The following is a 23,282-nucleotide window of genomic DNA, read 5'->3' as shown; positions in this document are numbered from 1 at the left end:
AAATAAAATTATTTGGGGTGGTAGTGGAAATTCAAACTAAAAAATTTGCCGTATTAATTGACGCAGATAATTCATCTATTCATGCAATTTCTTCCGTATTGGAAGAAGTTGCCAAATATGGAATAGCAAGTGTAAAAAGAGTTTATGGGGATTGGAGCAGTGAAGCACTAAAGAGATGGAGAGAAGTATTGCTTCCACATGCGATTACTCCTGTACAGCAATTTGCTTATACGAAAGGTAAAGATGCTACAGATATGATCTTAATTATTGATGCCATGGATCTATTGTATGCAGGGGCATTAGATGGTTTCTGTATTGTGTCTAGTGATAGTGACTTTACGCCTTTGGCATCTCGGATTCGCGAAAATGGCTTAATAGTTTATGGCTTTGGGCGAAAAACGACTCCTGAACCATTTAAAAAAGCATGTGATAAATTCATTTCTATTGAAAATTTGGTAGTTGAAGAAAAAGACGAATCAAAACAGAATTTCTCTGACGAGAAAACGCTTGATGTAAAGGAAATAATAAAAGGTGAAGTTATTGAAAAAGACTTATCTAAACAGCAGATTGATAAAGCAACCTTAAACCTAATTTATAAAGCAGTTAAAGATAATTCAGATGATAGCGGATGGGCATATTTGGGTTTGGTTGGGGCATATATTAATGCAGTGAAACCTGACTTTGATACCCGTAACTATGGACATGATAAATTATCGGGATTGGTGAAAGCATTAGGGGTATTTGAAACTAAATTGCAAGGAAGCCAAATGTATTTAAGAAAGAGTAGTTTTAGTTCATTTATAAAACTTGTACAAAAGGCTATATATTCACATTCGGATCAAAATGATTGGGTCAATATTCAAGATATAATGAAATATTTAGAAAAAACAGATTTGAATGTTCGAAACTATGAGGAAGCTATTGAATCCATTCATTCAGGATGGCTTGAATTTAAGCTTGTTGGTAAGAAAAAATTTGTAAAAGTAAACAAAGTTATGGCTTAAATTAAATTTCTGATAATTGTTGAAACAAATGTGGAAAAAAATACGGATTCTGTGCCTGCTGATGATTTTGCTGATTGTCGCAGTCAATGCATGGAAAGATAAAAATCAGGATTGGAGCAAGCCGGTCTTTGTGCTGCTGCATCCCATCAATGCTGATGGCCTGCCTGCGACGCAGCAGTATATTCAGCAGCTGACCGCGCAGGACCTGCAGGGCGCGCAGCAGTATCTGCAGGCCTATGCGCAACAGTACCGCGGCAAGCCCAGCTATTTTTATTTCAATCTGGGCCGTGAACTGCGCCAGCCTCCGCCTAAAGTGCCTGAACAGGCCAATATGCTGCAGGTGGTTTTATGGAGCTTGAAATTCCGCTTTTATGCATGGCGCCAGCATCAAGGCGCAGACGGCGCGCCTAGCGTGACGCTGTTCCTGAATTATTATGACCCGCAAAGCAGCAGAGTGCTGAAGCATTCCACCGCGCTGGAAAACGGGCGCATCGGTTCGGTGAATTTATTCGCTTCCAAAAAGCAGGCTGTGCAGAACAAGATCGTGCTGGTGCATGAGCTGCTGCATGCCTTCGGCGCTACGGACAAATATGACTTCGCCACAGGCCAGCCGGTTTATCCTATCGGCTATGCATTCCCCAATCAGCAGCCCTTATTTCCGCAGGCCAAGGCTGAGCTGATGGCCGGGCATATTCCGCTGTCTGCAGCCAAAAGCAAAATGCCGAACCATTTGGAACAGACTTTAATCAATGAGCTGACCGCCAGAGAGCTGGGCTGGATTAAATAATTCGGAGGCGCTGCTGTGCGGATAACTCAAAACTTATCCGCAGCTGAATAGGCCCTGTAAATAAATTTAGGCTTCAGCTGGGCGGCGGATCATGCTAAAAATAAGCTATGCCTATATGACACTTGAGAAAAAACATGAAAACAGTAGGAAATGATTTAGTCCGCCATCAACTGCATGAAAACCGCAAATGGTATTTAGGCTTAGGCCTGCTGCTGAGCGCTTTTGGCCTGCTGCTGCTGGCCGCTTTGCCCTTCGCCACCTTATCCGTAGTGTTTATGTTCGGCGGGCTGATGATGCTGGGCGGTGCGCTGCACTTCATCGCCGCCTTTAAAATATTTGACGGCGGCTTCCGCTGGCTTTGGGCGCTGTTCGGGCTGCTGTATACCGCTGCGGGCTATTATGCGTTTACCGCGCCGGTTAAAACCGCGGTGGTGCTGACCAGCATCTTAGCCGTCATCCTGATCATTGCCGGGCTGATCCGCATTTTCAGCGCGCTTCTGTTCCGCGCCTTTCAGGGCTGGGGCTGGACGCTATTCTCCGGGCTGCTGACTTTGGCTGCCGGGGTGATGATTTTAATGTCGCCGGATGCGCCGTTCTGGGTGCTGGGCCTGTTCCTGGCGGTGGATATCTTATTCCAGGGCATTAACTATCTGACCTTGGCGTCCTATATTAAGCGCGAAGTGCCGAAAAGCTCGGCGGATGCCTGAAACAGGGCAGTACTGATGCAAGGCATTTTAAAATGAATAGAAAAGTACACGATTTGTTTTTTATTTTCACTGAATCAGCTTCCGCGCTGTGTTTCATGCTGCATGCCGGAAGCGGAGCCGGAAGAAGCCGCGCAGCTATGGAGGGCTGAAGCCGATGCCGAAGATTTTTGTTTTAGCGCCAGATTCATTCAAAGAAAGCATGAGCGCTGAGCAGGCCTGTTTTGCCATGCAGCGCGGCATTGAAAAAGCCATGCCTGATGCGCGGTGCATTCATGTGCCGATGGCGGACGGCGGCGAGGGCACCGTAGATGCGCTGATTGCCGCGCTGCAGGGCCGGCGCATTGAGTGCGAAGTGACCGGGCCTTTGCCTGCGCAGAAAATCCAGACCTATTTCGGCCTGATTGATGAGGGCAAAACGGCTGTGATTGAAATGGCCAAAGCCAGCGGCATCCATCTGCTGGAAAAACCGCAGCGCAATCCTTTATTAACCTGCACCTTCGGCACAGGCGAGATGATCCGCCATGCTTTGGACCTGGGCGTGAATAAAATCATTCTGGGTTTAGGCGGCAGCGTGACCAATGACGCTGGCGCGGGCATGGCGCAGGCGCTGGGGGCGCAATTTTATGACGCTGCCGGAAATGCAGTGCAGGGCTGCGGCGGGCAGCTGGGGCGCATTCAGAGCATTGATTTAAGCGCCTTGGATCCGCGCTTAAAGTCCGCAGAGATCCTGATTGCTTCAGATGTCAATAATCCGCTCTGCGGCGCCAATGGCGCATCTGCGGTCTTTGGCCCGCAAAAAGGCGCAGATGCAGGGATGGTGCAAATTTTAGATCAGAACCTGAGCCATTTTGCCGATGTTGTTGAAAAGGCCGCCAGCCATTCCTACCGGCATATTGCTGGCGCAGGCGCGGCCGGCGGGCTGGGCTTTGGCCTGATGGCCTTTGCCGGCGCAAAAATCCAGTCGGGCGTGGAGCTGGTCATTGCGCAGTGCCGGCTTGCTGAGAAAATTGCGCAGGCGGATTATGTCTTTACCGGCGAAGGCAAAATAGATTTTCAAACCAAATTCGGCAAAACGCCGTTCGGTGTGGCGCAGGCGGCGGCCAAGCTGAATAAGCCAGTGATTGCTTTTGCTGGTTTGGTTGGTGAAGGCATTGAAGAATTATATGCCTTAGGATTTACCCGGATTATCGGCATTAACCCGCCCGGCTGCGCTTTGCAAGATGCGCTGAACAATGCGGAGATGCATTTGGAAAATACCGCGGCAGCATTCATTGATGATTTAGCCGGTCATGATTAATTTTAAAATATGGATTTCCGCTGCCGCAGCATGAAGATAAGCGATGCATGCCTGTGCGCAGGCGGCGTGCTGCTTTGACCGGGCCTGTGAAAAGTGAAAACTTTGCAAGAAACCCTCGCCAGTGATGCGTCCATGCATCACTGAATAGCGGCGGCATCTGAATGCCTTCGGGGAGCTTCATATCAAGTTTTCTGCAGTCAGCTCTGCTAAACTAGCGTCATTCAAAAAATGATGAGTAGAGATGAGTTTAGCCAGCCTGATTGATGAATTAAATCCTCAGCAGAAACAAGCCGCCACCACTGAAAGCAAGCACAGTCTGGTGCTGGCGGGCGCGGGCTGCGGCAAAACCAAAACCATCGTGGCGCGGGCGGCTTACCTGATTGATCAGGGCGTGCCGGCCAATCAAATTCAGATTTTAACCTTTACCCGCCGCGCGGCCAGTGAAATTGTGGCGCGGGTGGAACTGGCGCTGGGCGCTCAAGCCAAAGGCCTGCGCGCATCGACCTTTCATACCTTCTGCATGTACCTGCTGCGCCGCATTCCCAATGCGTTTGGCTTGGAGCAGTTTTCAATTATTGACCGCGATGATCAGATGATGCTGTTCAGGCTGATTCGCGGCAAAGACGACAAGAAAAACCCCAATCAGCTGCCGAAGCCGAAAGAGCTGTGCGACCTGTATTCTTTTGCGCGCAATACCCGGCAAAAGCTCAGCCTGGCGCTGGAAAAGCAGCTGCCTGAATTTCTGGACATGAAAGATGAAATTGCGGAGATCATGAAGGAATATGAAAACCGCAAGCGCGCCCGCAGCTTTCTGGACTATGACGATATTCTGGCGGTGGTGGCTTCCGCTCTGGTGCAGTCTGAAGGCCTGGCGGATTATGTCGCCTCAATCTGCCGGCACATGCTGGTGGATGAAATGCAGGATACCAACCCTTTGCAGTGGGCGCTGCTGGAGCCTTTAACAGACCGCGTGCACTTATTCTGCGTGGGCGATGATGCGCAGTCGATTTACGGCTTCCGCGGCGCCGACTTTGAGAATATCCACCATTTTAAAGAACGCGTGCCGGATGCGCGGATTTTCAAGCTGGAAAAAAACTACCGCTCCACGCAGGAAATTCTCGACCTGTCGAATTGGCTGCTGGAGCAAAGCCCGATCAAATATGATAAGCATCTGCAGGCTTACCGTGGCGCAGGCGCGAAGCCGAAAATGCATATTTTTCCGAATGAATTTGATGAGGCGAAATGGATTGCCATCGACATCAAGGAGCGCCATTACATTGGCGGCGCCAAATGGAATGAGCATATGGTGCTGGTGCGCTCCAGCTTCGCCGCCCGCCATATTGAAGCGGCCTGCATAGCGGCCAATGTGCCGTACCGCTTTATCGGCGGCATGAAGCTGCTGGAAACCGCGCATGTCAAAGACCTGCTCAGCCTGCTGCGCGTGGCGGCCAATCCGCTGGATGATATTGCCTGGATGCGCTTTCTGACGCTGTGGAATGGCGTCGGCGATGCCGGCGCCAGCAAGCTGTCGCATCAGCTGCTGCTGGAGCCTGAAATGGATGCAATCGCCGCCAAGCTGGAAAAATTCGGCAAAGTGCCGGAGCAGGCGATTCTGCTGCTGAAGCAGATGGCCCTGATCCGCCATGAAGTGCAGGCCTGCGTCAGCCTTGCGGTGCAAGCCATTGAAGAGCAGCTGGCGGAAAACTACAAGAAAGACTGGCAGCGCCGCCAGGGCGATTTTGAGCTGGTCAAGCAGCTGGCGTCGAAGCATGGCCAGCTCAGCGAATTCCTTGAAGAATATGTGCTTGATCCGGTTTCCATCAGCGAAATTGAACGCCAGTCTGAAGATGATGTGGTGACGCTGATCACCATTCATTCGGCCAAAGGCACAGAGCAGAAGGTCTGCTACGTGGCGAATGTTTCTGCCGGGCAGTACCCGCATGCGCGCGCGCAGGGCAATTTTGATGAGGTGGAAGAAGAGCGCCGCGTGCTGTACGTGGCTTTAACCCGCGCCAAAAATGAACTGATTTTGACCAAGCAGAATCTGAATATGTGGGCGCGCGACACGGTGGATGAGCAGGGGCGCAAAGTGGAAAGCTATTTCTTGAGCGATTTAACCCGCAATCTGTGCGCGTCAGAAACCCATTACCGGCAGCGCGAGCAGACCGTGAAAAGCGCATTGATTGAGCGCCAGTCGATTAATTTAGATTTTGGCATCGATCTCGATTAAACTATAGCAATTGTATATTGATTGCGAAGTTCAAAAAGCAGGGCAGGCAAGCGCTTTTTGATGATTTTGCCTATTTTAAGGTTGTAAGATGAAAATTTTAGTTCGTAGTTTGGAACGCACCGTGACTGAAGCTGAATTGCTTGAATTGTTTCAGGCATACGGCACGGTCGAGTCATGCAAGCTGGTGCTTGACGCATCAACAGGCAAATCCAAAGGCTTCGCCTTTGTTGAAATGCCGCATGCCCGTGAAGCGGTCAAAGCGATTAAGGGCTTGAACACCCTGCGCCTGCATGGCCACGGCATCCGCGTAAAGCAGGCTGAAGACAAGCCGGCGGAATAATGGAAAGGAGCAGTGACTGCTCCTTTTTTTATGCACATTCAATTTGCAGGGCAGCAGGCCTGAAACTTTTTAATGCACGCTATGAATCAGCCCTATATTGCCCTCTCCATTGTGGCGCCAAACGGCACTCGCATTGCGCAAGGCAGAAAAACACTGGAAGTCCGCTCTTGGCAGCCTGAACAGCTGCCCTTGAAGGATATTGTGATTGTAGAGAATCAGAATTATCTGACTCAGGACGGCGATGAAGAGCCGGGATTGGCGGTGGCAATTGCCGATATTCTCGCAGTGCATCCATGGCGCAAGGATGAGCTTGAGGCGGCTTGCGCAGGCTATTGGGCTGAAGGCTATTTTGCCTGGGAAATCAGCAATGTCCGGCCGATCAATCCGCCGGCTGCGGTGATGGCCAAGCGGAAGATTTATTTTATTGAAATCGCTCATCCATAATATTCATTGTGATTTTCTGAGAATTGCGTTTAAGCTAAATAACGCACTAAAAGCCAAAATTTAGGAAATCTATTCATGTCCCGTGTTGCCCGTTTTCATGCTGACCGCACCAATCAGAAGCTGTATTTTGCCCGCCTTGCCTGCCAGCAGGCTGAGCAGTCAGAGCATGTGCAGCAGGCGCAGGCGCTGCGCGAATCTGCAGTATTTCATTTGCAGGGCGCTGTTCTGGCCTTTCTGCAGGAACTGGTGCGCTACTACCGCCTGAATGACGCTGCGCCGACCCTGAAGTCAATTGAGGACAGCATGGCGGCCAAAGGTCAGGTGTCGCCTGAAGTCGCGGTGATGCAGCAGCTGGCGCAGCGCGGCTTCATCGCTGAACTGAAGCGCGCTTACCGCATGTGCCAGTATGCGCCGGAACCGAGCGCGCCGGAGCCGGAAGACGAAACTTCTTCAAGCCTGATTATTAAAGTGACGCAAACGCCTCAGGCCTGGCTGCCGGATACCAAAATCCTGCGCGAGTGGCACCGCGCGCTGACTCAGCTGATTGACGGCTTCCGCAATGAGATGGTCGAATTTTAAGCCGATGCGCGGCTCTTGAATTCGCAGATTTTATCCCGATATATAATAGTCTAAGCAATGCAAAGCGCTCATGCCTTTGCCACCATGGTGCACATGGAGGAAGGAACTATGTCTATAGAGCAATTGAAAGAATTATTTGGAAATCAGGAAGCGGTTTTGGAACTGGTTCAGCTGGAAGGCGGTGAATTGGCATTGCGCAATGCTGGGTCAGAAAAAGAGCCTCTGGTGACCATTCATTTTAATGATGAAGTGAAAGCCCTGCTGGGCGACCAGACCCCTGTGGTGGCGCAGCATATGGTTCAGGCTGCGCTGTTCAGCCTGCTGGAAAAGCAGGTCAGCGAGTGGCAGGCCGAAATCGTGGATGAAAAGCCGCAGTTTATGAGCTGACAGGCCTGTGTGCCGAAGCGGAAGCGCGCCAAATGGCGCGCTTTTTATTTCTGCCTCAATGCTTGCTGCGGGTTAAGCCGAAATCGTCATTGAGCCTAAAAAGACCACGCCTAGGCCAATCAGCTGCAGGAAAAAAGGATTTTTAGCCTGCTGCCAGTACAGGATTAAAAACACGATGGAGATAGGGGAAAATAATAAGCAGCCCAGCCCCCATAAAATGCTGTTTCTGAATGCGGCGATTAAAAAGCCGATGGCGCCAATAATGATGATGGCGCAGCCCAAATAGATCAGCAGCATGATTTCCCTCTTTGCCTTATTGTTAAGAATATTTAAATAAAGTATTGATTAAATTTGATATTATTAAGCCCGGGCGTATTTTAACCGAAGGCCGGGAATATTCAATGCCGGGCATGGCTGCGCGGGCGGATTGACGCGCGCAGATGAAAAAGCCGTGAATCAATCACGGCTTGCTGCGCAGGGCGGGGCGGAATGAAGGCGGTTAATGCGTCGGTGCTTCCTGATGCGCGATCTGAATCTGGTTCAGAATATGATTGCTCATATTCTTCGCCATTTCCTCTTTGGCGAAATACACTTCGCCAATGTTCTCGCTGCGGATTACTTCCGCCTCTTCCTTGCTTTCTGCGCAGACCAGCACCTGAATCTGCGGATTCAAGGTTTTGGCGATATCGACAATTTTATGAATATCCAAAATATCCATAGGGGACAGCACCAGCAGGCGCGCATGCTGGATGTGCGCCTGAATCAGCACGCCGGCTTCGGTGGCCACGCCGGACACGGCTGCAATGCCTTTTCCGCGCAGCTTTTCCACAATTTCGCGGTTTTCTTCCGCAATCACCACTTTAATGCCTTTATCCATTAAGCTGCGGGCAATGCGCCGGCCGACTTCGCCGTGGCCGACAATCACCACCTGATCGCGCAGGTAATCCTGCGGCACTTCATCCGGCAGCATGGCCAGCGGGTCGCCGCTGCGCTCCAGCAGGCGGGCCAGGCTTGAGCGCTCGCGGATCCAGTTCTGAATCGGCTCAATTGCGGAAAAGACAAAAGAGTTCAGGGTGATGGAGATTAAAGCCCCGGCCAGAATCAGGTTTTGCCCTTCCAGCGACAGCAGGTTCAGGGAAACGCCCAAAGCGGCCAGAATAAAGGAGAACTCGCCGATTTGCGCCAGGCTGGCGCCGACCGTGAGCGCGGTATTGAGCGGATAGCGGAAGAACAGCACCAGCGCCATGGCGGCGATGGTTTTGCCGATCATGATGATGGCCACGACCGATAGGACATGCAGCGGCTGTTCGATCAAAATGCGCGGGTCAAACAGCATGCCCACCGCAACAAAGAACAGGATTGAGAAAATCTCGCGCAGCGGCAGGGTTTCTTCTTCAGCGCGGTGGCTGAAGTCGGACTCTTTCACCACCATGCCGGCAAAGAACGCGCCCAAAGCCATGGAAACGCCAAACACTTTATAGGCGCCAAAGGCGATTGAAACCGCGGCGGCCACAACGGTTAAGGTGAACAGCTCGCGTGAGCCTAAGCGCGCCACAATCTGCATGATCATCGGTACCAGGCGCTTGCCGATAATCAGCATGAAGGCGATAAAGCCGGCAACTTTCAGCAGGGTTGCGCCCAGCGTCAGCCAGATGCCGCTGCTGCCGGCCGCGCCTTCCAGCGCCTGCCCGCCCAGAAGCACGGCGGTGGCGGGCAGCAGCACCAGGGCCAGCACCATCACCAAATCTTCGACCAGCAGCCAGCCGACCGCAATTTTGCCGTTGACGGAGTCCAGCAGGCCGCGGTCGCCAAGCGCCTTCAGTAAAACCACTGTGCTGGCGCAGGACAGGCTGAGGCCGAAAATCAGCGCAGCGCCGAAGTTCCAGCCCCACATCATCGACACGCCCATGCCCAGCAGGGTGGCAACCGCAATCTGCAGCACCGCGCCCGGCAGGGCGATGCGCCGCACCTGCATCAAGTCATTGAGCGAAAAATGCATGCCGACGCCGAACATCAGGAACATGACGCCCAGTTCGGCCAGCTGATTGGCCAGGTGGATATCGGCGACAATGCCCGGCGTATTCGGGCTGAGGATGATGCCTGCAACCAAATAGCCGATCAGGGGTGGCAGGCGCAGGCGGGCGGCGCCATAGCCGAAAACTAAGGCTAAGCCGAAGCCGGCAGCCAGCAGGATGATGAGTTCTACGTCATGGGGCACTAACAGCTCCTTAAGCCAAGGTTAAGGGGAAATCAAAATAAGCACAAAAAGTGCCAAAAGGCCGGGAAATTTTAGCAAGCCGGGTAAAAAAAATGCAAAAAAAACGGCCTGAAGAGGCCGTTTTTTTTCAAAAAGCTGAAATTACTTAATTTTAGCTTCTTTGAAGATTACGTGCTGGCGGATTTTTGGATCAAATTTTTTGATTTCCATTTTTTCCGGCATAGTACGTTTGTTCTTAGTGGTGGTATAGAAATAACCTGTACCAGCAGTAGAAACTAGGCGAATTTTATCACGCATTGTCCTGACTCCTTAGATCTTTTGACCTTGAGCACGCAGGTCAGCAACAACCTTCTCAATGCCCAATTTATCGATGATACGCATACCTTTAGTGGTTAGGCGCAGGCGTACGAAACGCTTTTCGCTTTCTAACCAGAAACGGTGGTGGTGCAGGTTCGGCTCGAACCGGCGTTTGGTTTTGTTATTGGCGTGCGAGACGTTGTTGCCAACGACTGGACGCTTGCCGGTAACTTGGCAAACCTTAGACATGGTGAACTCCATTGCTAGACAGCACCGATTGTGCGGCTAGTCATTAAAAGTAAACGGATGAAATCATTCAAGGGGCGTTTTATATCAAAAATACGCTTAAAAGACAAGCGAATTTCTGAAAAACGCGGCATGATCGCGTGTGATAGATCATGCCTTGATCAGTTAGCGGAGAAGAGTCTTGGAAATCAGCGTGTGAATCGGCTTGTTGAACGGCGGCAGGATGAATTTCAAGCTGTACAGCTTTGGATTCGACATTACGGAACGTTCATGCGACAAACTGAAAAAACCTTCTGGGCCATGATATTTCCCCATCCCAGATGCGCCGACGCCGCCGAATGGCAGGTCGTCCTGTGCGACATGGGTGAGTACCGTATTTTGCCCGAAATGCCCTGAATGGGTACGCTGCGCGACATAGTCGGCACGCGCCTGATCAAAGTCGAAATAGTATAATGCAAGTGGGCGCGGACGGCTATTAATAAAGTCAATAACATCGTCAATTTGATCATATTCCATGATCGGCAGGATCGGCCCGAAGATTTCATGCTGCATAATGGCCATCTCCGGCGTGACGCCGGTCAGCAGGGTTGGCGCAATTTTGCGCGCGGCGGCCAGCTCTTCATGCTTCGGGTTGATTTCGGTAATCTGCGCGCCTTGCGCGCGGGCATTGTCCAAATAGCCCTGCAGGCGGCGGTACTGCTTGTCATTGATAATGGAGGTGTAATCCTGATTGCCGGCAAGCTCAGGGTACATGGCTTCGGCGCAGGCTTTAAAGCGCTCAATGAACTCCTGCGCCTTGCCGCGCGGCAGGAACAGGTAATCCGGCGCAACGCAGGTTTGGCCGGCATTCCACAGCTTGCCGACCGCCACGCGCTCGGCCACATCCTGCAGGTCGATGGACGGATGCACCAGAACCGGCGACTTGCCGCCCAGCTCTAAAATCACCGGCACCAGATTTTCAGCAGCCGCGGCCATCACGGTTTTGCCGACGGCAGTTGAGCCGGTGAAAATCATTTTGTCAAAGGCCAGATGGCTGAAGGCGTCAGAAACTGCGCCGCCGCCGTTAATCACCGCCACCAGTTCCTGCGGGAAGGCTTCGGCCAGGGCCTGTTCCAGCACGGCGCCAAAGGCGGCCGAGGAGCTGGAAATTTTAATCATGGCATGGTTGCCGGCGGCCAGAGCGCAGATCAGCGGGCCAACTGACAGCAGCAGCGGGTAGTTCCAGGGCGCAATGATGCCGATCACGCCCAGCGGCTGATACTGCACCCAGGCCTTGGCCGGCTGATGGATGATCCCGACATGGCGCTTGGACGGCTTCATCCATTCGGTTAAATTCCTGCTGTAGTATTTAATGTGTTCAAGGCAGGTCAGCAGCTCGCCGATTTTGGTTTCGCTGACCGAGCGGTTGCCGTAGTCCTGATTAATTGCCTCGGCAAATTGATCTTGGTACTTAACTAAGATACGCTTAAGCCGTGCTAAACGGTCAATGCGCTCTTGCGCTGTCGGCAGCGGATAGCGCAGATACGCGCGCTTTTGCTGTTCCAGCACATCGTGCAGGTGCGGGATTTCAAAAGAATGTGCTGTCATTGATGCTGTTTTTGTCTGACTGTTCATGCCGCGCTGCCAATTTAAAATAAGCGATTCATTATTTTTTAGAGTAAATGCTCTAAATAGTCAAGCTACTTTATGTATTAGCCTGCTAATGCATTGAACTCATGGTTATTTTAGGATGTCCCAAACCAAAACGCTGAAAACCAAAGAACGCATTCTGCAGCTTAGCCTGCAGCTGTTTAATGAGCGCGGCGAACGTTCCGTGACGACCAATCATATTGCAGCCGAGCTGGGGATGAGCCCAGGGAACCTGTATTATCATTTCCGCAACAAGAACGAAATCATTAAAGAGCTGATGGAGCAGTACCAGAAAGAAACGCTGGAAATGCTTGCGCTGCCGGATGACCGCCTGCTGGATGCCAATGACAAGATCCGCTATTTTCAGGTGCTCAGCAGCCAGCTTTGGGCTTACCGCTTCCTGCACCGCGATGTCTATCATTTGGTGGAAAACAACGAAGATTTCCGCAAGATGTATCCGCGCTTTGCCGGCCAGGTGATGCAGCAGGGCCAGAAAATCTATAAGGCCTTTGTCGATGCCGGCCTGATGGAAATGACCAACTCGGAAATTGAGGCGCTGATCATCAACCTGTGGATTGTGCTGACCAACTGGACCAACTTCCTGTACATGTCCGGCCACATTGTCGATTCCAACCATCTGGAAGAGAAATGGGTGTGGCAGGCTTTGCGCCAGATGGTGTTTCTGGAAGGGGCGTACCTGCGCGGGGAAAGCCGCCAGACCTATGAGCGCCTGCTGGAAACCATGGGTGAATCTGAGCTGTTCGCCAGCCTGTCATCGCCTAAAACGCAGGGCATGGAATAAAACCGCAGCCCTGAGGGGCCGAATGTTCGGCAGGGCCTATTCAGTCTGCCCCCAAAACGCGCTAGAATACCCGGCTTATTTTTAATTAATTCTATTTAGCGATACACACCAAAATGAATATGTCGACTGCAAACACTGCACGCCTGCTCATTACCTGTGAAGATAAGCCGGGTATTGTGCAAGCTGTATCGAGCTTTTTGTATCATCATGGAGCAAATATTACCGCACTTGATCAATACGCGACTGAAGCTCAGGGCGGGCGCTATTTCATGCGTGTTGAATTTGAATTGGACAGCCTGCAAAGCCGCAGGGAAAGCCTGCTGCAGACTTTTGAAAGCAATGTGGCTGCGCGCTACCACATGAACTGGCGCTTGGCGCTGGTCAGCGATGTGAAGAAAGTCGGCATTCTGGTGTCCAAGGTTGACCATGCGCTGCTGGAGCTGCTGTGGCGCCATGCGCGCGGCGGCCTGCCGTGCGAAATCACCAAAGTGGTTTCCAACCATGAAACGCTGCGCGAAGCGGTGGAAAATTTCGGCATTCCGTTTGAAGTGGTGCCGGTGACCAAGGAAAACAAGCGCGAAGCTTATGCCAAAATCAATGAGCTGATGCAGGGCAATGATCTGCTGGTGCTGGCGCGCTATATGCAGATTCTGGATGAAGAATTTGTGCATCAGTGGGAAATGAAGATCATCAATATCCATCATTCCTTCCTGCCGGCCTTTGTCGGCGCCAATCCGTACAAGCAGGCCTATGAAAAAGGCGTGAAGCTGATTGGCGCGACGGCGCACTATGTGACGGCGGATTTGGACCAGGGCCCGATCATTGAGCAGGACGTAGAGCGGGTCAATCATGACTTTACCGTAGAGCAGCTGCGCGAGCTGGGCCAGGACGTCGAGCGCAATGTGCTGGCGCGCGCAGTCAAGTGGCATCTGGAAGACCGCATTATTGTCGACGGCAACAAAACGGTCGTATTCCAGTAAGGCTTTGAATCTTATTTTTAAAAAAGGCATGCTTTGAGTATGCCTTTTTTGGCTCTATGCTGAGCATTTGAAAAAGCCATAAAAATAGGCAAATTAATAGTTGCAAATGAAAACACTTCTCATTTATCATTATGCTACTTTATTGTGCTAACAGATGAGCCTGATTGCAAATTCCTATTCAGAATGCAATCGCTTCTTCAAGGTAACTGATTTTAATGAGTCATTCTTCCGCTCCCATGATGCCAGCTCCGAATCCGATGAAAAAGAAAGTTATCGCTGCTTTAACCGCTGCGGTCATTGGGCATATGGGCGTGTTGTGGGCGGTCAGCCAGATGAAGACCCCTGAGCTCAAGCCGATAGAAAAAGATCCCATTCAAGTGCGCTTTGTGAAGCTGCAGGAAGCGCCGAAGCCTTTGCCTCCAAAGCCGAAGCCGCCGGAACCTAAGAAAGAGCCGCCGAAGCCGAAAGAGGTTAAGATTGTAGACAAGCCGCTGCCGCCTCCGCCGAAGAAAGTCGAGAAGGTGCAGCAGGTGAAAAAGGCCGATACGCCTAAGCCTGCGGTGAAGCCGGTGGAAGCGCCAGCGAAGCCAAGTCCAGTGATAGCGCCTGCAGTTTCAGAAAACAAAACGCCGGCTCCAGCGCCGGTTGTCAAAGCCGATCCTCCTGCCCAGCCTGCGCCTGTGTCGCCTCCAGCGCCGAGAAGCGTTTCGATTGGCGGCGGGGTGTCATGGCTGAAAGCGCCTAAGGTAAGCTTTGCGCCGGGCGAATTAAAATCTTCGTGTTCATTGGTGATTGCTATTTCAGCCAATGAAAGCGGCAAGGTCATTTCAGCTGAAGCGAAAAATTCCAGCTGCGGGCCTGCCGTCAACAGAAAAGTGGCTGCCGCCGCCAAGCGTGGACAGCTGACTAAATATATTGAAAATGGCGTGGCTTATCCAACCCGAGTGGAACAGCCATTCGATTTTCAGCTTAAATAACCGGCTAACCCTTTTAGGAGTTCGAGTATGAACTTTTCAGTTTATTGGCAACATGCTGATGCAGTAAGCAAGACGCTGTATTTCGTGTTATTGGCAATGTCGATTGCGACGTGGACCATTTTTGCACTGCGCATTATGGGCACGCGCCAGCTGAAACAAGTGGCTTTTGCCCGGCTTGCCGATGCGCTGTCTGCGCTGAAAGCGAAATTTGCGCCGTTAAGCTTTGACCAGCGCAAAGCTGTTGCAGAGCAGGCGCTGCTGCGCCAGATTGCTGCTGAAAAAGCCAATGCTGAAAAAGGCGTTTCGGTGCTGGGCACCATCGCTTCTCTTTCGCCGTTTGTCGGCCTGTTCGGCACGGTATGGGGCATTTTCCATGCTTTAGTTGCGGTCGGCAAAAGCGGTCAGGCTGGCTTGGCGCAAGTGGCGACTCCAGTCGGCGAAGCCTTGATCATGACCGGCTTAGGCTTGGCGGTCGCTATTCCGGCGGTGCTGGCGTACAACATTGCGGTGCGCTTTAACCGCACGCTGTCGAATGAGCTGCAGGATCAGGCGCACGGCCTGCTGATTGACACCATGCTGCAGCAGGAATCTGCAAAGAAGGCTGAAGTTAAAACAGCGCATGAAAGTTTAGTCGGAGGTCAAGCTTAATGGCTTTTCAATTGGGTGAAGACAACGATGCAGGCATGAATGAGATGAACCTCATTCCGCTCATCGATATTATGCTGGTATTGATGATCATCTTTCTGGTGACAGCGACCGTTGCCAACCCATCAATTCCATTAACCTTGCCGAAAACCACTGCGGAAATTATAGATCTGCCGCCGCAAAAGGTGCAGGTCAGCATCAATGCCAATGGCGATGTGGCCTGGGATGACCAAGTCATCAGCCTGCAGGAGCTGGAACAGCGCTTTGCGGAAGCGGGCAAGGCGCCGCGCCAGCCGACAGTGATTTTAAAGGCGGACAAAGAATCACGCTATGACACTGTAGCGCAAGTGATGTCACGCGCGAGCGAAGCCGGCCTCAGTGATATTGCTTTTGCAACAGATAACTGATTTGCGCAAGCATAAAAAAACGGCCCTGGAGCCATTTTTTTATGCCTGTAGAAAAAGCGCAGGCTGCTTTCAGTCCGGCTTGAGCAAGTCCTGAAATTTGCTGCGCAGCTTCATCAGTTTCGGCGGAATGGCGAAGTTGCAGTAGCCCTGTGACGGGTTGCGCGCAAAGAAATTCTGATGGTAGTCTTCGGCCGGGTAAAAAACCGGCGCCGGGCTGAGTTCTGTGACGATCTGCAAGCCATCGGCCTGCAGCGCTTCTATGGCGTGCTGCGCCTGCTGCTGCTGCTCTGCATTGAAATAGTAGATGACCGAGCGGTACTGCGTCCCGACATCATTGCCTTGGCGGTTTAAGGTGGTCGGGTCGTGTGTGGCGAAGAATACATCCAGCAGCTGGGCAAAGCTGATCTGCGCTTCATCAAAGTCAATCCGGATCACTTCCGCATGCTGGGTTTCGCCGGTGCATATATCTTCATAGCTGGGCTGCTGGGTGCGCCCGCCGGCATAGCCGCTGATAACTTTATCTACGCCTTTGAGCTGCAGAAAAACCGCTTCTGTGCACCAGAAGCAGCCGCCGCCAAATAAAGCCTGCTGCATAATTTCTTCCTGTTTGCTGTATTGATTTTAATATAGGGGCAAATTGTGAAGCTGCAATGTCCCGCCTGCGCTAAGCAAAGAAAAAGCCTGCAGATCTGCAGGCTTTAGGCTTCAGCGCGGCTGGACTGCGCTTTCAAACTGAATCAGCAGGTTGCCGTGGCGGTCCAGCAGCTTCAGGGTTTTGCCGAAAACCTGATAATGCGTCACCTTGGCCAAGGCTTCATTGTATTGCTGCTCAATGCCGCCGCTGTTCATGCAGGCCATGCGGGTACTGGCCATCTGGCTGAGCTGCAGCGTGTCATGGCCAGCTGTGTAGGCGCCCATAATGCGGTTGCAGCCGTCTGATCCCGATACGCGCTTGCTGGCTTCATCAAACTGAATGCTGGGAACGCTGCGCGCCGCCGGCGAGGCCTTAATTTCGGTATTGCCGATGTGCGTGGCAATCCAGCTGCGGTTCTGCAGCTGCTGCAGGTTTTCAGTCATTTGCGGCGGGGCCTGCATGCTTTGGCATCCGGTCAGGGCGGCAGCCGAAGCAAGCGCTGCGGCCAAAAAAAGCGGTTTTAACATTGCGGGATTCTCTTGTTTTTGAATAGGCTGAGTTTTATATAAACAAATATTTAGCTTCAGCTCCATAGGGAATTGTATCTTTGTTTTAAAAACTGCGGATGACCGGCTATTCGGCCGGCCGCGGCAGGCCCTGGCGCGCGCGCTGTGAATATTCGGCGCTGCTGATGTGCGCCATGCCGCGTACTTTGGGGTTGACGTGCGCGCGCTGATACCAGGTCTGCATATCCCATTGCCCGCTGATGGCATTCAGGTCATGCAGATAATTCGGCAGGTAGCCCGAAGCGAACAGGCGGTAATCCGCCGGCAGCGGCTGCGGGGAAACCGCCTGCGCCATATCAAAAACCAGCGTCGTGCAGTTGCTGCTGAGGGTGTTGTACCATTTCGGATGCCGGGCCAGTTCATCGGCTTTGCGCAGGTATTCCTGAAACAGCTTAATGCGTGCGCTTTCCGGCATATTGACCGGGAAAAAATAGACCTGTTCGCCGCGGATATTGCTGCGGGTATAGACAATGTCTTTTTCATCCGAAGCCACCAGGCTGAGTTCATATTTGCGGAAAAAGCCGCCTACCGCCGAAAACTCTTCATGCTTTTCCTTGCGGATTTCAATGGAGAAGGTCAGGGGCGGGGCATTGGCGAAATCGAAGCTGACCAGAGTGTGGGCAATCTGCGGCCCCATCCAGTAGGAGGTGATGATATTCACTCCGGTAATCTGATTCAGGTCGTAATGCCGCGTTTCCCAGTGTTCGGCATAGCTGCCGTCAGGGCGCCAGTCAAAGTTGCGGACATTGTGCAGGGTAACGGCATTGCCTCGCTGTTCATACCGCAGGATTCTGGACACCTCGGGCGCCCATTCGCGGTCTTGCCGGGCCTCCAGGCCGAAATACCAGAACAGGCTGCAGATGAAGCCCAGCAGGTAAATCATGGCGTCTTTGCGCCGGCTGAAAAAATGCTGCGTGGCGTATATGCCCAGGATGCTCAGCGCGAAGGCGGCCCACGCGCCGATTAAAACCCGGCTGGCCAGCCAGCCCAGCGGCTGCTGCACCCACAGCGCCATGCACAGCCACACCGAGGACAAAACCACAAACAGGCTGAACAGGGAATGCAGCGCGCCGCTTCCCAGTTTTTTCACCCATTCCGCTGCGCCGAGCTTCTGCATAGCCGCCTAATGCTGCAAATTATTCTGCTTTATTTTCGGTAAGTTGCGAACTCAAAAGCAATGCCGGTTTTGTCGTCAATATGCTGCTCGGCGGCCGCTTTTTTAAAGCTGTCAGGAATGGAAGGGTAGTGCGCATCGCCCTGCACATCCAGCTCTACATGGGTCAGTTCCAGCCGGTCGGCAATATCCATAGTTTGCGCGAAAATTTCGCCGCCGCCGATAATGAAGATGCTCTCCGGCTTTTCAGAGGCCTGCACATCGGCCGCCGCCTGCGTCAGCGCTTCTTCAATGCTGTGCGCAACTTTGGTGCCGGAAAAAGACCAGTCCGCATCGCGGGTAATGACCCAGTTGACGCGGTTGGGCAGGGCGCGGCCCATCGATTCCAGCGTTTTGCGCCCCATCACCACCACGCCGCCTTGGGTAATTGCCTTGAAGTGCTTGAGGTCTGCTGAGATATGCCACGGCAGGTCATTGCCTTTGCCGATGCAGCTGCGCTGATCCATAGCCACCACGTGTACAACTTCTAAATTTTGAAATGCCATATCGGACTCTGCTTGCTTAAACCCTTCCCTTGAGCTCAGCTGGCAAGCCCCGCCTGAAAAAGAGGGGGCTTAGGGGGGATTTCTGATGGTTGAATAGGGTGAAGAACCGCTTATACCGCCACAGGCGCTTTAATGCCCGGATGCGATTCATAGCCAATAATTTCAATATCTTCAAATTTAAAATCGAAAATATCCTGAATATCCGGGTTCAGGCGCAGCTGGCACAGGGCCAAAGGCTCGCGGCTCAGCTGCAGCTGCGCCTGCTCAAAGTGGTTGGCGTACAGATGGGTATCGCCGCCGGTCCAGACAAAGTCGCCAACCCCAAGGCCGCAGACTTGCGCAACCATATGGGTCAGCAGGGCATAGCTGGCGATGTTGAACGGCACGCCGAGGAATACGTCGGCGCTGCGCTGGTACAGCTGGCAGGACAGCTTGCCGTTCTGCACAAAAAACTGGAACAGGGTATGGCAAGGCGGCAGCGCCACTTGGCCGGCTTCCTTCGGGTTCCAGCCGGAAACGATCAGGCGCCGTGAATCCGGATTGGCCTTGATTTCATTTACCAGCCATTGAATCTGGTCAAAGCCGTCCTGTTCATACAGGCCATCGGCTTTTTTAGCCGCGCCGAAATTGCGCCACTGGTGGCCGTAGACTGGGCCAAGCTCGCCTTCCGGGCGGCCGAAGCGCGCAGTCTGCGCTGCGGTCGACCATTCATCCCAGATTGAAACCTTGTTGTCCTGCAGGTATTTAACGTTGGTGTCGCCCTTTAAAAACCACAGCAGCTCAATCGCAATCGAGCGGAAGTGGACTTTTTTAGTGGTCAGCAAAGGGAAGCCTTTGGAAAGGTCAAAGCGCATTTGATGACCGAATACAGAACGCGTTCCTGTGCCTGTGCGGTCGCCTTTATCGCCGCCGTTGTCGAGGATGTGTTGCAATAGGTCTAAATACTGGCGCATAGCTTCCGCATAATCTGAATAATGTCTTGAACTGCATTTTAGCTTCTTTTTGGCAGCGATGAAACTCCGGCCAAGCCCGCGCAGGCGTGGGCTGCATCCCGCTGCGATGGATCAAATCTTAAAACACGCAGGCTGCCCGGCGCCGGGCCGGGAATCTGGGGGACGGCGCGGCTGCGCCTTATCCGGGAAATGAAAAAAATCTGAATTAAAAAATAACTGAAAAATAGCCAGTTAAGCCTGCTGCAGGGCGGAAATATAAATTTTATTACATTTTTTTATATGAAAGCCTGCCTATTCCATCGTACCATCCCCTGCGTTCAAAGATAGGTAAAGCTCGATCAGGACTGATTGAAGAGGAGGTTGCTGCAGGATGGCTTATGATCAAAGCGCGGATATTAACAGTGTCTACGCCCCGAAAGCGGAAATCGTGATCCGTTCGCAGCAAGGCCGGAATCCCGGCAGGCTGTCCGGCATGGCGCAGGAAAAGCGCGCTGCCAAGCCGCAGAGCGTCTTTGGCGCGGACAACGGCCAAAGAATCAATATTGATAAATTTACCCAGCGCCTGCGCGGGGTTACCGCCTTAAGCAGTTCGCAGAAATGCGCCAAGAGCGTGCGCCTGGCGCTGGAATCCGCCGGCGCGAAATTCAACAGCCATCCGGTGGCCGCAGCCGACTGGGGGCATACGCTGCAGAAAATCGGCTATCAGAAAATCAATCTGGCTTTTGACCGTCCGCAAAAAGGCGACATCTATATCATCAACCGCACGCAGAAGCATGTGTATGGCCATATTGCGGCCTATTCCGGCTCAGGCTGGGTGTCAGACTTCAAGCAGCGCGACTATGCGGTGTATAAGGATCCGAATGTGCGCTATGAGTATTACCGCCTGGGCGACTGAGGCTGGTCAGCGCCGGGCAGCTTTATGCGCAGCGCTTGGCGCGGCGTTCATGCAGTGAAACTAAAAACAGCCCAACTGCGCTGAAGCCGATGCATTGAATGCTGAGTGCGGCTTTATGGCCTGGCGGCACATACAGGATCAGGCCAAGCAGCCCGGCGATGGGCAGAATGGCAAAAACAGCCTGAATGGCCTGCTTATAGGAATTTTCATCCGCAATTTTCAAATGCGCTTGGCGCAGCAGATGCACAGCCGCGCCAAGCGCTAGGCTCAGGCCTGCAAACAGCGCAGGCAGCTGCTGAATGCCGGCGCAGTAATAAATCACCGTGCAGACCGCAATGCAGATGACGAGCCGGATTTCACGCGTGCAGCGCGCCGAATACCAAAATTCCAGCATTAGGGCTGCGCTTCCGGCGGCTGATTGCGGTTCAGCAGCGACAGCGGCGAGAAAAGGCAGATCGCCAGCGCCATAAAGCCGATGCCCTGCGCGCCCGGAAGCAGAATCCCGCCGTCCTTCATCTGCATGAAAATCAGCGCCAGCAGCAAGGCGATCGGAATCCAGGTCAGCAGGCGGTACAGCAGTCCAGCGGGCTTTTTAGCGGCAAAATGCACCTTGCAGTAGCGGCAGATCAGAAACACCAGCCCGGCGCCTGCAAACATCAAAACCGCATCGGGCGCTAAGGGCTCAATCCAGTACAGCGCCGCGGTGGCGGCTGCAATCAGGGCAAAAAGCAGGATTTTTTTCAGGACTGGAACTTGAGGATTAAACCAGAATTCGAGCATGCGGTCAGGCGTCAATAAGCAGAAAGCTGAAACTTTAGCACAGAACGCGCGGAAAAATCACAGCCGGAAAAAAGCGGGGCAGCTGCCCCGCAGAAGAAGAGCGCAGACGCCGCTCAGCTGTTTTTGAGCGGGCCCCAGTCGTAGGTTTTTTTCTGGTAGGCATACCACATCATCCACAGGCCAATCAGAATCATCGGCACAGTCAGGAATTGCCCTTTGCTCATCCAGCCGATAAACAGCTGGCCATTGTCCGGCTCGCGGAAGAACTCCACAACAAAGCGGGCAATGCCGTAGCCGATCAGGAACAGGGCAGACACGGCGAAGCGCGGGCGCGGCTTGGAGCTGAACCACCATAAGACAATAAACAGGACCAGCCCTTCGCACAGCGCCTGATAAATTTGCGAAGGATGGCGCACCAGCTGCAGCGGGTCGGTCGGGAAGATCATGCCGAAGGCGAAGTTCGGGTCAGCCACCGGGCGGCCGTACAGCTCACCGCCGATGAAGTTGCCGATGCGCCCGAACATCAGGCCGGTCGGCACGCAGGGCGCAATGAAGTCCAGCGTCTGGAACCAGGTCATTTTATATTTTCTGCACCACAGCAGCATGGCGATCATCACGCCCAGGAAACCGCCGTGGAAACTCATGCCGCCAGTCCAGACCTGGAACAGCCACAGCGGATTCGCCAGAAACTGCTCAAAGCCGTAAAAGAATACATAGCCGAAGCGCCCGCCGACCACAACGCCCAAAGCGCCGTAGAAGATCAGGTCGGAAACCATTTCCGGCGTCCAGCCGTCACGCTGCTTGGCGCGGTGAGTGGCCAGCCCCCAGGCGAATAAAAATGCCAGCAGATACATCAGCCCGTACCAGTGGACTTGCAGCGGGCCCAGCGACAGCGCAACAGGGTCTATATTCGGATAGGTCAGCATCGCTGCTCCTTGTCATTATGTTTTGCACAGATTTTAGCTGAATGTGATGAAAAATGTTGTACATTCAATGTGTAAAGATATTGAGTGGCGTTTATGTGCATTGTGGCTTTTGCTTGGCAGGTTCTGGAAGGCACCCCGCTGTGCCTGATTTCCAACCGTGATGAATTCTATCACCGGCCCGCGGCCGAACTGCAGCGGTGGGAGAACAGCCCGATTGCGGCCGGCCGCGATCTGCAGTCCGGCGGGTCGTGGATGGGCGTGACGCCGGCGGGGCGCTGGGCGATTGTCACCAATTTCCGCGACGCTCAGGACAGGCGGAGCTATCCGACCTCGCGCGGGCATCTGATTCAGCACTTTTTAGAGTCAGACTTGGCGCCGATCCGCTTTGCGCAGGCCTTAGAACAGCAGCAGCGCGAGTATGCCGGCTTCAACTTGTTTATCGGCGATCAGCATCAGGCGGTGTATATGAGCAACCGCGGCGAAGCGCCGCAGGTGCTGGCCAAGGGCGTTTATGTGGCGTCCAACGGCCTGATGACGGAGCATTGGGAGAAAACCCGGCATTTGCGCAAGCGATTTACCCAGGAACTGCTGCCGATGCTGCAGCATGCGGATACGCCGCCGGCGGATTTGGAATTCGCGGTGTGGGATATTCTGGAGGATGAGCGCAAGATTATTCCGCAGCTGCTGCCGTTTACCGGCATCAGCGCTGAGATGGAAGAGCTGCTGTCTTCGACCTTTATTCAAAGCCCTGCTTACGGCACGCGCTGCTCGAATTTTCTGAGAATGCAGGACCGGCAGTGGCTGTGGCAGGAAAAGCAGCAGCAGGGCGCGGCGCAGGGCAAAGTCATTGAGCTGCAGCTGCCGCTTCAGCCATAAAAAATGCCAGCGTGATG

At 53.0% G+C, this 23,282-nt stretch carries 29 protein-coding genes; 16 read left to right on the top strand and 13 right to left on the bottom strand.

Going from position 1 to position 23,282, the window contains the following annotated elements; translation table 11 throughout:
• Positions 1-23: 23 nt before the first annotated feature.
• From BEN74_RS08755 to BEN74_RS08715, 9 genes are all read left to right on the top strand, one after another.
• Positions 24-1,004 (top strand): NYN domain-containing protein, encoded by a 981-nt coding sequence (locus tag BEN74_RS08755; RefSeq protein WP_068909177.1) that lies wholly within the window; start codon positions 24-26, stop codon positions 1,002-1,004.
• A gap of 28 nt (positions 1,005-1,032) precedes the next feature.
• Positions 1,033-1,791: a hypothetical protein gene (locus BEN74_RS08750; protein WP_068909175.1), complete on the top strand. Its 759-nt coding sequence runs from the start codon at positions 1,033-1,035 to the stop codon at positions 1,789-1,791.
• A gap of 134 nt (positions 1,792-1,925) precedes the next feature.
• Entirely contained in the window at positions 1,926-2,498 is a 573-nt protein-coding gene (locus tag BEN74_RS08745) for an HdeD family acid-resistance protein (RefSeq protein WP_068909173.1), read from the top strand.
• Between the two features lie 154 nt (positions 2,499-2,652).
• The gene (locus BEN74_RS08740; RefSeq protein ID WP_086374360.1) at positions 2,653-3,795 is read left to right on the top strand and encodes a glycerate kinase; all 1,143 of its coding nucleotides are present in this window, start codon (positions 2,653-2,655) and stop codon (positions 3,793-3,795) included.
• 241 nt (positions 3,796-4,036) lie between these two features.
• Positions 4,037-6,025, top strand: a complete 1,989-nt coding sequence (locus BEN74_RS08735) for an ATP-dependent helicase (protein ID WP_068909170.1) — start codon at positions 4,037-4,039, stop codon at positions 6,023-6,025.
• A gap of 88 nt (positions 6,026-6,113) precedes the next feature.
• Positions 6,114-6,365 (top strand): RNA recognition motif domain-containing protein, encoded by a 252-nt coding sequence (locus tag BEN74_RS08730; RefSeq protein WP_068909167.1) that lies wholly within the window; start codon positions 6,114-6,116, stop codon positions 6,363-6,365.
• Between the two features lie 81 nt (positions 6,366-6,446).
• A complete protein-coding gene (locus tag BEN74_RS08725) occupies positions 6,447-6,809 on the top strand; it encodes an ASCH domain-containing protein (RefSeq protein WP_068909165.1) in 363 nt (120 codons plus the stop codon).
• A gap of 75 nt (positions 6,810-6,884) precedes the next feature.
• On the top strand, positions 6,885-7,388 hold the full coding sequence (locus BEN74_RS08720) for a DUF6586 family protein (protein WP_068909163.1): 504 nt from the start codon (positions 6,885-6,887) through the stop codon (positions 7,386-7,388).
• Between the two features lie 108 nt (positions 7,389-7,496).
• Positions 7,497-7,775 carry a hypothetical protein gene (locus tag BEN74_RS08715; protein WP_068909256.1) on the top strand — a complete coding sequence of 93 codons (279 nt, stop codon included), beginning with the start codon at positions 7,497-7,499 and terminating at the stop codon, positions 7,773-7,775.
• A gap of 72 nt (positions 7,776-7,847) precedes the next feature.
• On the opposite strand, the gene BEN74_RS08710 is transcribed toward BEN74_RS08715, so the two are convergent.
• The 5 genes from BEN74_RS08710 to BEN74_RS08690 form a co-directional block, all read right to left on the bottom strand.
• A complete protein-coding gene (locus BEN74_RS08710) occupies positions 7,848-8,072 on the bottom strand; it encodes a hypothetical protein (RefSeq protein ID WP_068909160.1) in 225 nt (74 codons plus the stop codon).
• Between the two features lie 202 nt (positions 8,073-8,274).
• The gene (locus BEN74_RS08705; protein WP_068909158.1) at positions 8,275-9,993 is read right to left on the bottom strand and encodes a cation:proton antiporter; all 1,719 of its coding nucleotides are present in this window, start codon (positions 9,991-9,993) and stop codon (positions 8,275-8,277) included.
• 141 nt (positions 9,994-10,134) lie between these two features.
• Entirely contained in the window at positions 10,135-10,290 is a 156-nt protein-coding gene (gene rpmG / locus BEN74_RS08700) for a 50S ribosomal protein L33 (protein WP_003654787.1), read from the bottom strand.
• A 12-nt stretch (positions 10,291-10,302) separates the two neighbouring features.
• Positions 10,303-10,539: a 50S ribosomal protein L28 gene (rpmB, locus tag BEN74_RS08695; RefSeq protein WP_000048256.1), complete on the bottom strand. Its 237-nt coding sequence runs from the start codon at positions 10,537-10,539 to the stop codon at positions 10,303-10,305.
• A 162-nt stretch (positions 10,540-10,701) separates the two neighbouring features.
• Complete coding sequence (locus tag BEN74_RS08690) at positions 10,702-12,150, bottom strand: coniferyl aldehyde dehydrogenase (protein WP_068909156.1); 1,449 nt, start codon at positions 12,148-12,150, stop codon at positions 10,702-10,704.
• A gap of 115 nt (positions 12,151-12,265) precedes the next feature.
• Here BEN74_RS08690 and BEN74_RS08685 point away from each other — a divergent pair, with 115 nt between their 5' ends.
• From BEN74_RS08685 to BEN74_RS08665, 5 genes are all read left to right on the top strand, one after another.
• A complete protein-coding gene (locus tag BEN74_RS08685; RefSeq protein WP_068909154.1) occupies positions 12,266-12,967 on the top strand; it encodes a TetR/AcrR family transcriptional regulator in 702 nt (233 codons plus the stop codon).
• Positions 12,968-13,080: 113 nt separating this feature from the next.
• The gene (gene purU, locus BEN74_RS08680; RefSeq protein WP_068909152.1) at positions 13,081-13,947 is read left to right on the top strand and encodes a formyltetrahydrofolate deformylase; all 867 of its coding nucleotides are present in this window, start codon (positions 13,081-13,083) and stop codon (positions 13,945-13,947) included.
• Positions 13,948-14,162: 215 nt separating this feature from the next.
• Positions 14,163-14,924: a TonB-dependent receptor gene (locus tag BEN74_RS08675; protein ID WP_068909150.1), complete on the top strand. Its 762-nt coding sequence runs from the start codon at positions 14,163-14,165 to the stop codon at positions 14,922-14,924.
• A gap of 27 nt (positions 14,925-14,951) precedes the next feature.
• Entirely contained in the window at positions 14,952-15,572 is a 621-nt protein-coding gene (locus BEN74_RS08670) for a MotA/TolQ/ExbB proton channel family protein (protein ID WP_068909148.1), read from the top strand.
• Positions 15,572-15,976 carry an ExbD/TolR family protein gene (locus BEN74_RS08665; protein ID WP_068909145.1) on the top strand — a complete coding sequence of 135 codons (405 nt, stop codon included), beginning with the start codon at positions 15,572-15,574 and terminating at the stop codon, positions 15,974-15,976. The genes BEN74_RS08670 and BEN74_RS08665 overlap by 1 nt, the downstream gene beginning before the upstream one ends.
• A 69-nt stretch (positions 15,977-16,045) precedes the next feature.
• On the opposite strand, the gene msrA is transcribed toward BEN74_RS08665, so the two are convergent.
• From msrA to thyA, 5 genes are all read right to left on the bottom strand, one after another.
• Positions 16,046-16,570 (bottom strand): peptide-methionine (S)-S-oxide reductase MsrA, encoded by a 525-nt coding sequence (gene msrA, locus BEN74_RS08660; protein WP_068909143.1) that lies wholly within the window; start codon positions 16,568-16,570, stop codon positions 16,046-16,048.
• 111 nt (positions 16,571-16,681) lie between these two features.
• On the bottom strand, positions 16,682-17,137 hold the full coding sequence (locus BEN74_RS08655) for an META domain-containing protein (protein WP_068909141.1): 456 nt from the start codon (positions 17,135-17,137) through the stop codon (positions 16,682-16,684).
• A 106-nt stretch (positions 17,138-17,243) separates the two neighbouring features.
• Positions 17,244-18,293: a DUF4105 domain-containing protein gene (locus BEN74_RS08650; protein WP_068909139.1), complete on the bottom strand. Its 1,050-nt coding sequence runs from the start codon at positions 18,291-18,293 to the stop codon at positions 17,244-17,246.
• 29 nt (positions 18,294-18,322) lie between these two features.
• On the bottom strand, positions 18,323-18,835 hold the full coding sequence (locus BEN74_RS08645; RefSeq protein WP_068909137.1) for a dihydrofolate reductase: 513 nt from the start codon (positions 18,833-18,835) through the stop codon (positions 18,323-18,325).
• A 110-nt stretch (positions 18,836-18,945) separates the two neighbouring features.
• A complete protein-coding gene (thyA, locus tag BEN74_RS08640; protein ID WP_068909134.1) occupies positions 18,946-19,788 on the bottom strand; it encodes a thymidylate synthase in 843 nt (280 codons plus the stop codon).
• Positions 19,789-20,158: 370 nt separating this feature from the next.
• Here thyA and BEN74_RS08635 point away from each other — a divergent pair, with 370 nt between their 5' ends.
• Positions 20,159-20,683, top strand: coding sequence for a hypothetical protein (locus BEN74_RS08635; RefSeq protein WP_068909132.1), 525 nt, complete (start codon positions 20,159-20,161; stop codon positions 20,681-20,683).
• A gap of 22 nt (positions 20,684-20,705) precedes the next feature.
• Here BEN74_RS08635 and BEN74_RS08630 read toward each other — a convergent pair whose 3' ends face one another.
• From BEN74_RS08630 to lgt, 3 genes are all read right to left on the bottom strand, one after another.
• On the bottom strand, positions 20,706-21,077 hold the full coding sequence (locus tag BEN74_RS08630; protein WP_068909130.1) for a hypothetical protein: 372 nt from the start codon (positions 21,075-21,077) through the stop codon (positions 20,706-20,708).
• Positions 21,077-21,463, bottom strand: a complete 387-nt coding sequence (locus tag BEN74_RS08625; RefSeq protein ID WP_068909128.1) for a hypothetical protein — start codon at positions 21,461-21,463, stop codon at positions 21,077-21,079. The genes BEN74_RS08630 and BEN74_RS08625 overlap by 1 nt, the downstream gene beginning before the upstream one ends.
• A gap of 113 nt (positions 21,464-21,576) precedes the next feature.
• On the bottom strand, positions 21,577-22,389 hold the full coding sequence (gene lgt, locus BEN74_RS08620; protein WP_068909125.1) for a prolipoprotein diacylglyceryl transferase: 813 nt from the start codon (positions 22,387-22,389) through the stop codon (positions 21,577-21,579).
• Positions 22,390-22,482: 93 nt separating this feature from the next.
• On the opposite strand from lgt, the gene BEN74_RS08615 reads away from it, so the two are divergent.
• Positions 22,483-23,265 (top strand): NRDE family protein, encoded by a 783-nt coding sequence (locus BEN74_RS08615; RefSeq protein ID WP_068909123.1) that lies wholly within the window; start codon positions 22,483-22,485, stop codon positions 23,263-23,265.
• Positions 23,266-23,282 lie beyond the last annotated feature (17 nt).

Source organism: Acinetobacter sp. WCHAc010034, from assembly GCF_001696615.3.
Lineage (GTDB): Bacteria > Pseudomonadota > Gammaproteobacteria > Pseudomonadales > Moraxellaceae > Acinetobacter.
The sequence above is the reverse complement of the archived record's forward strand: the minus strand, read 5'-3'. Positions and strand labels throughout refer to the sequence as shown.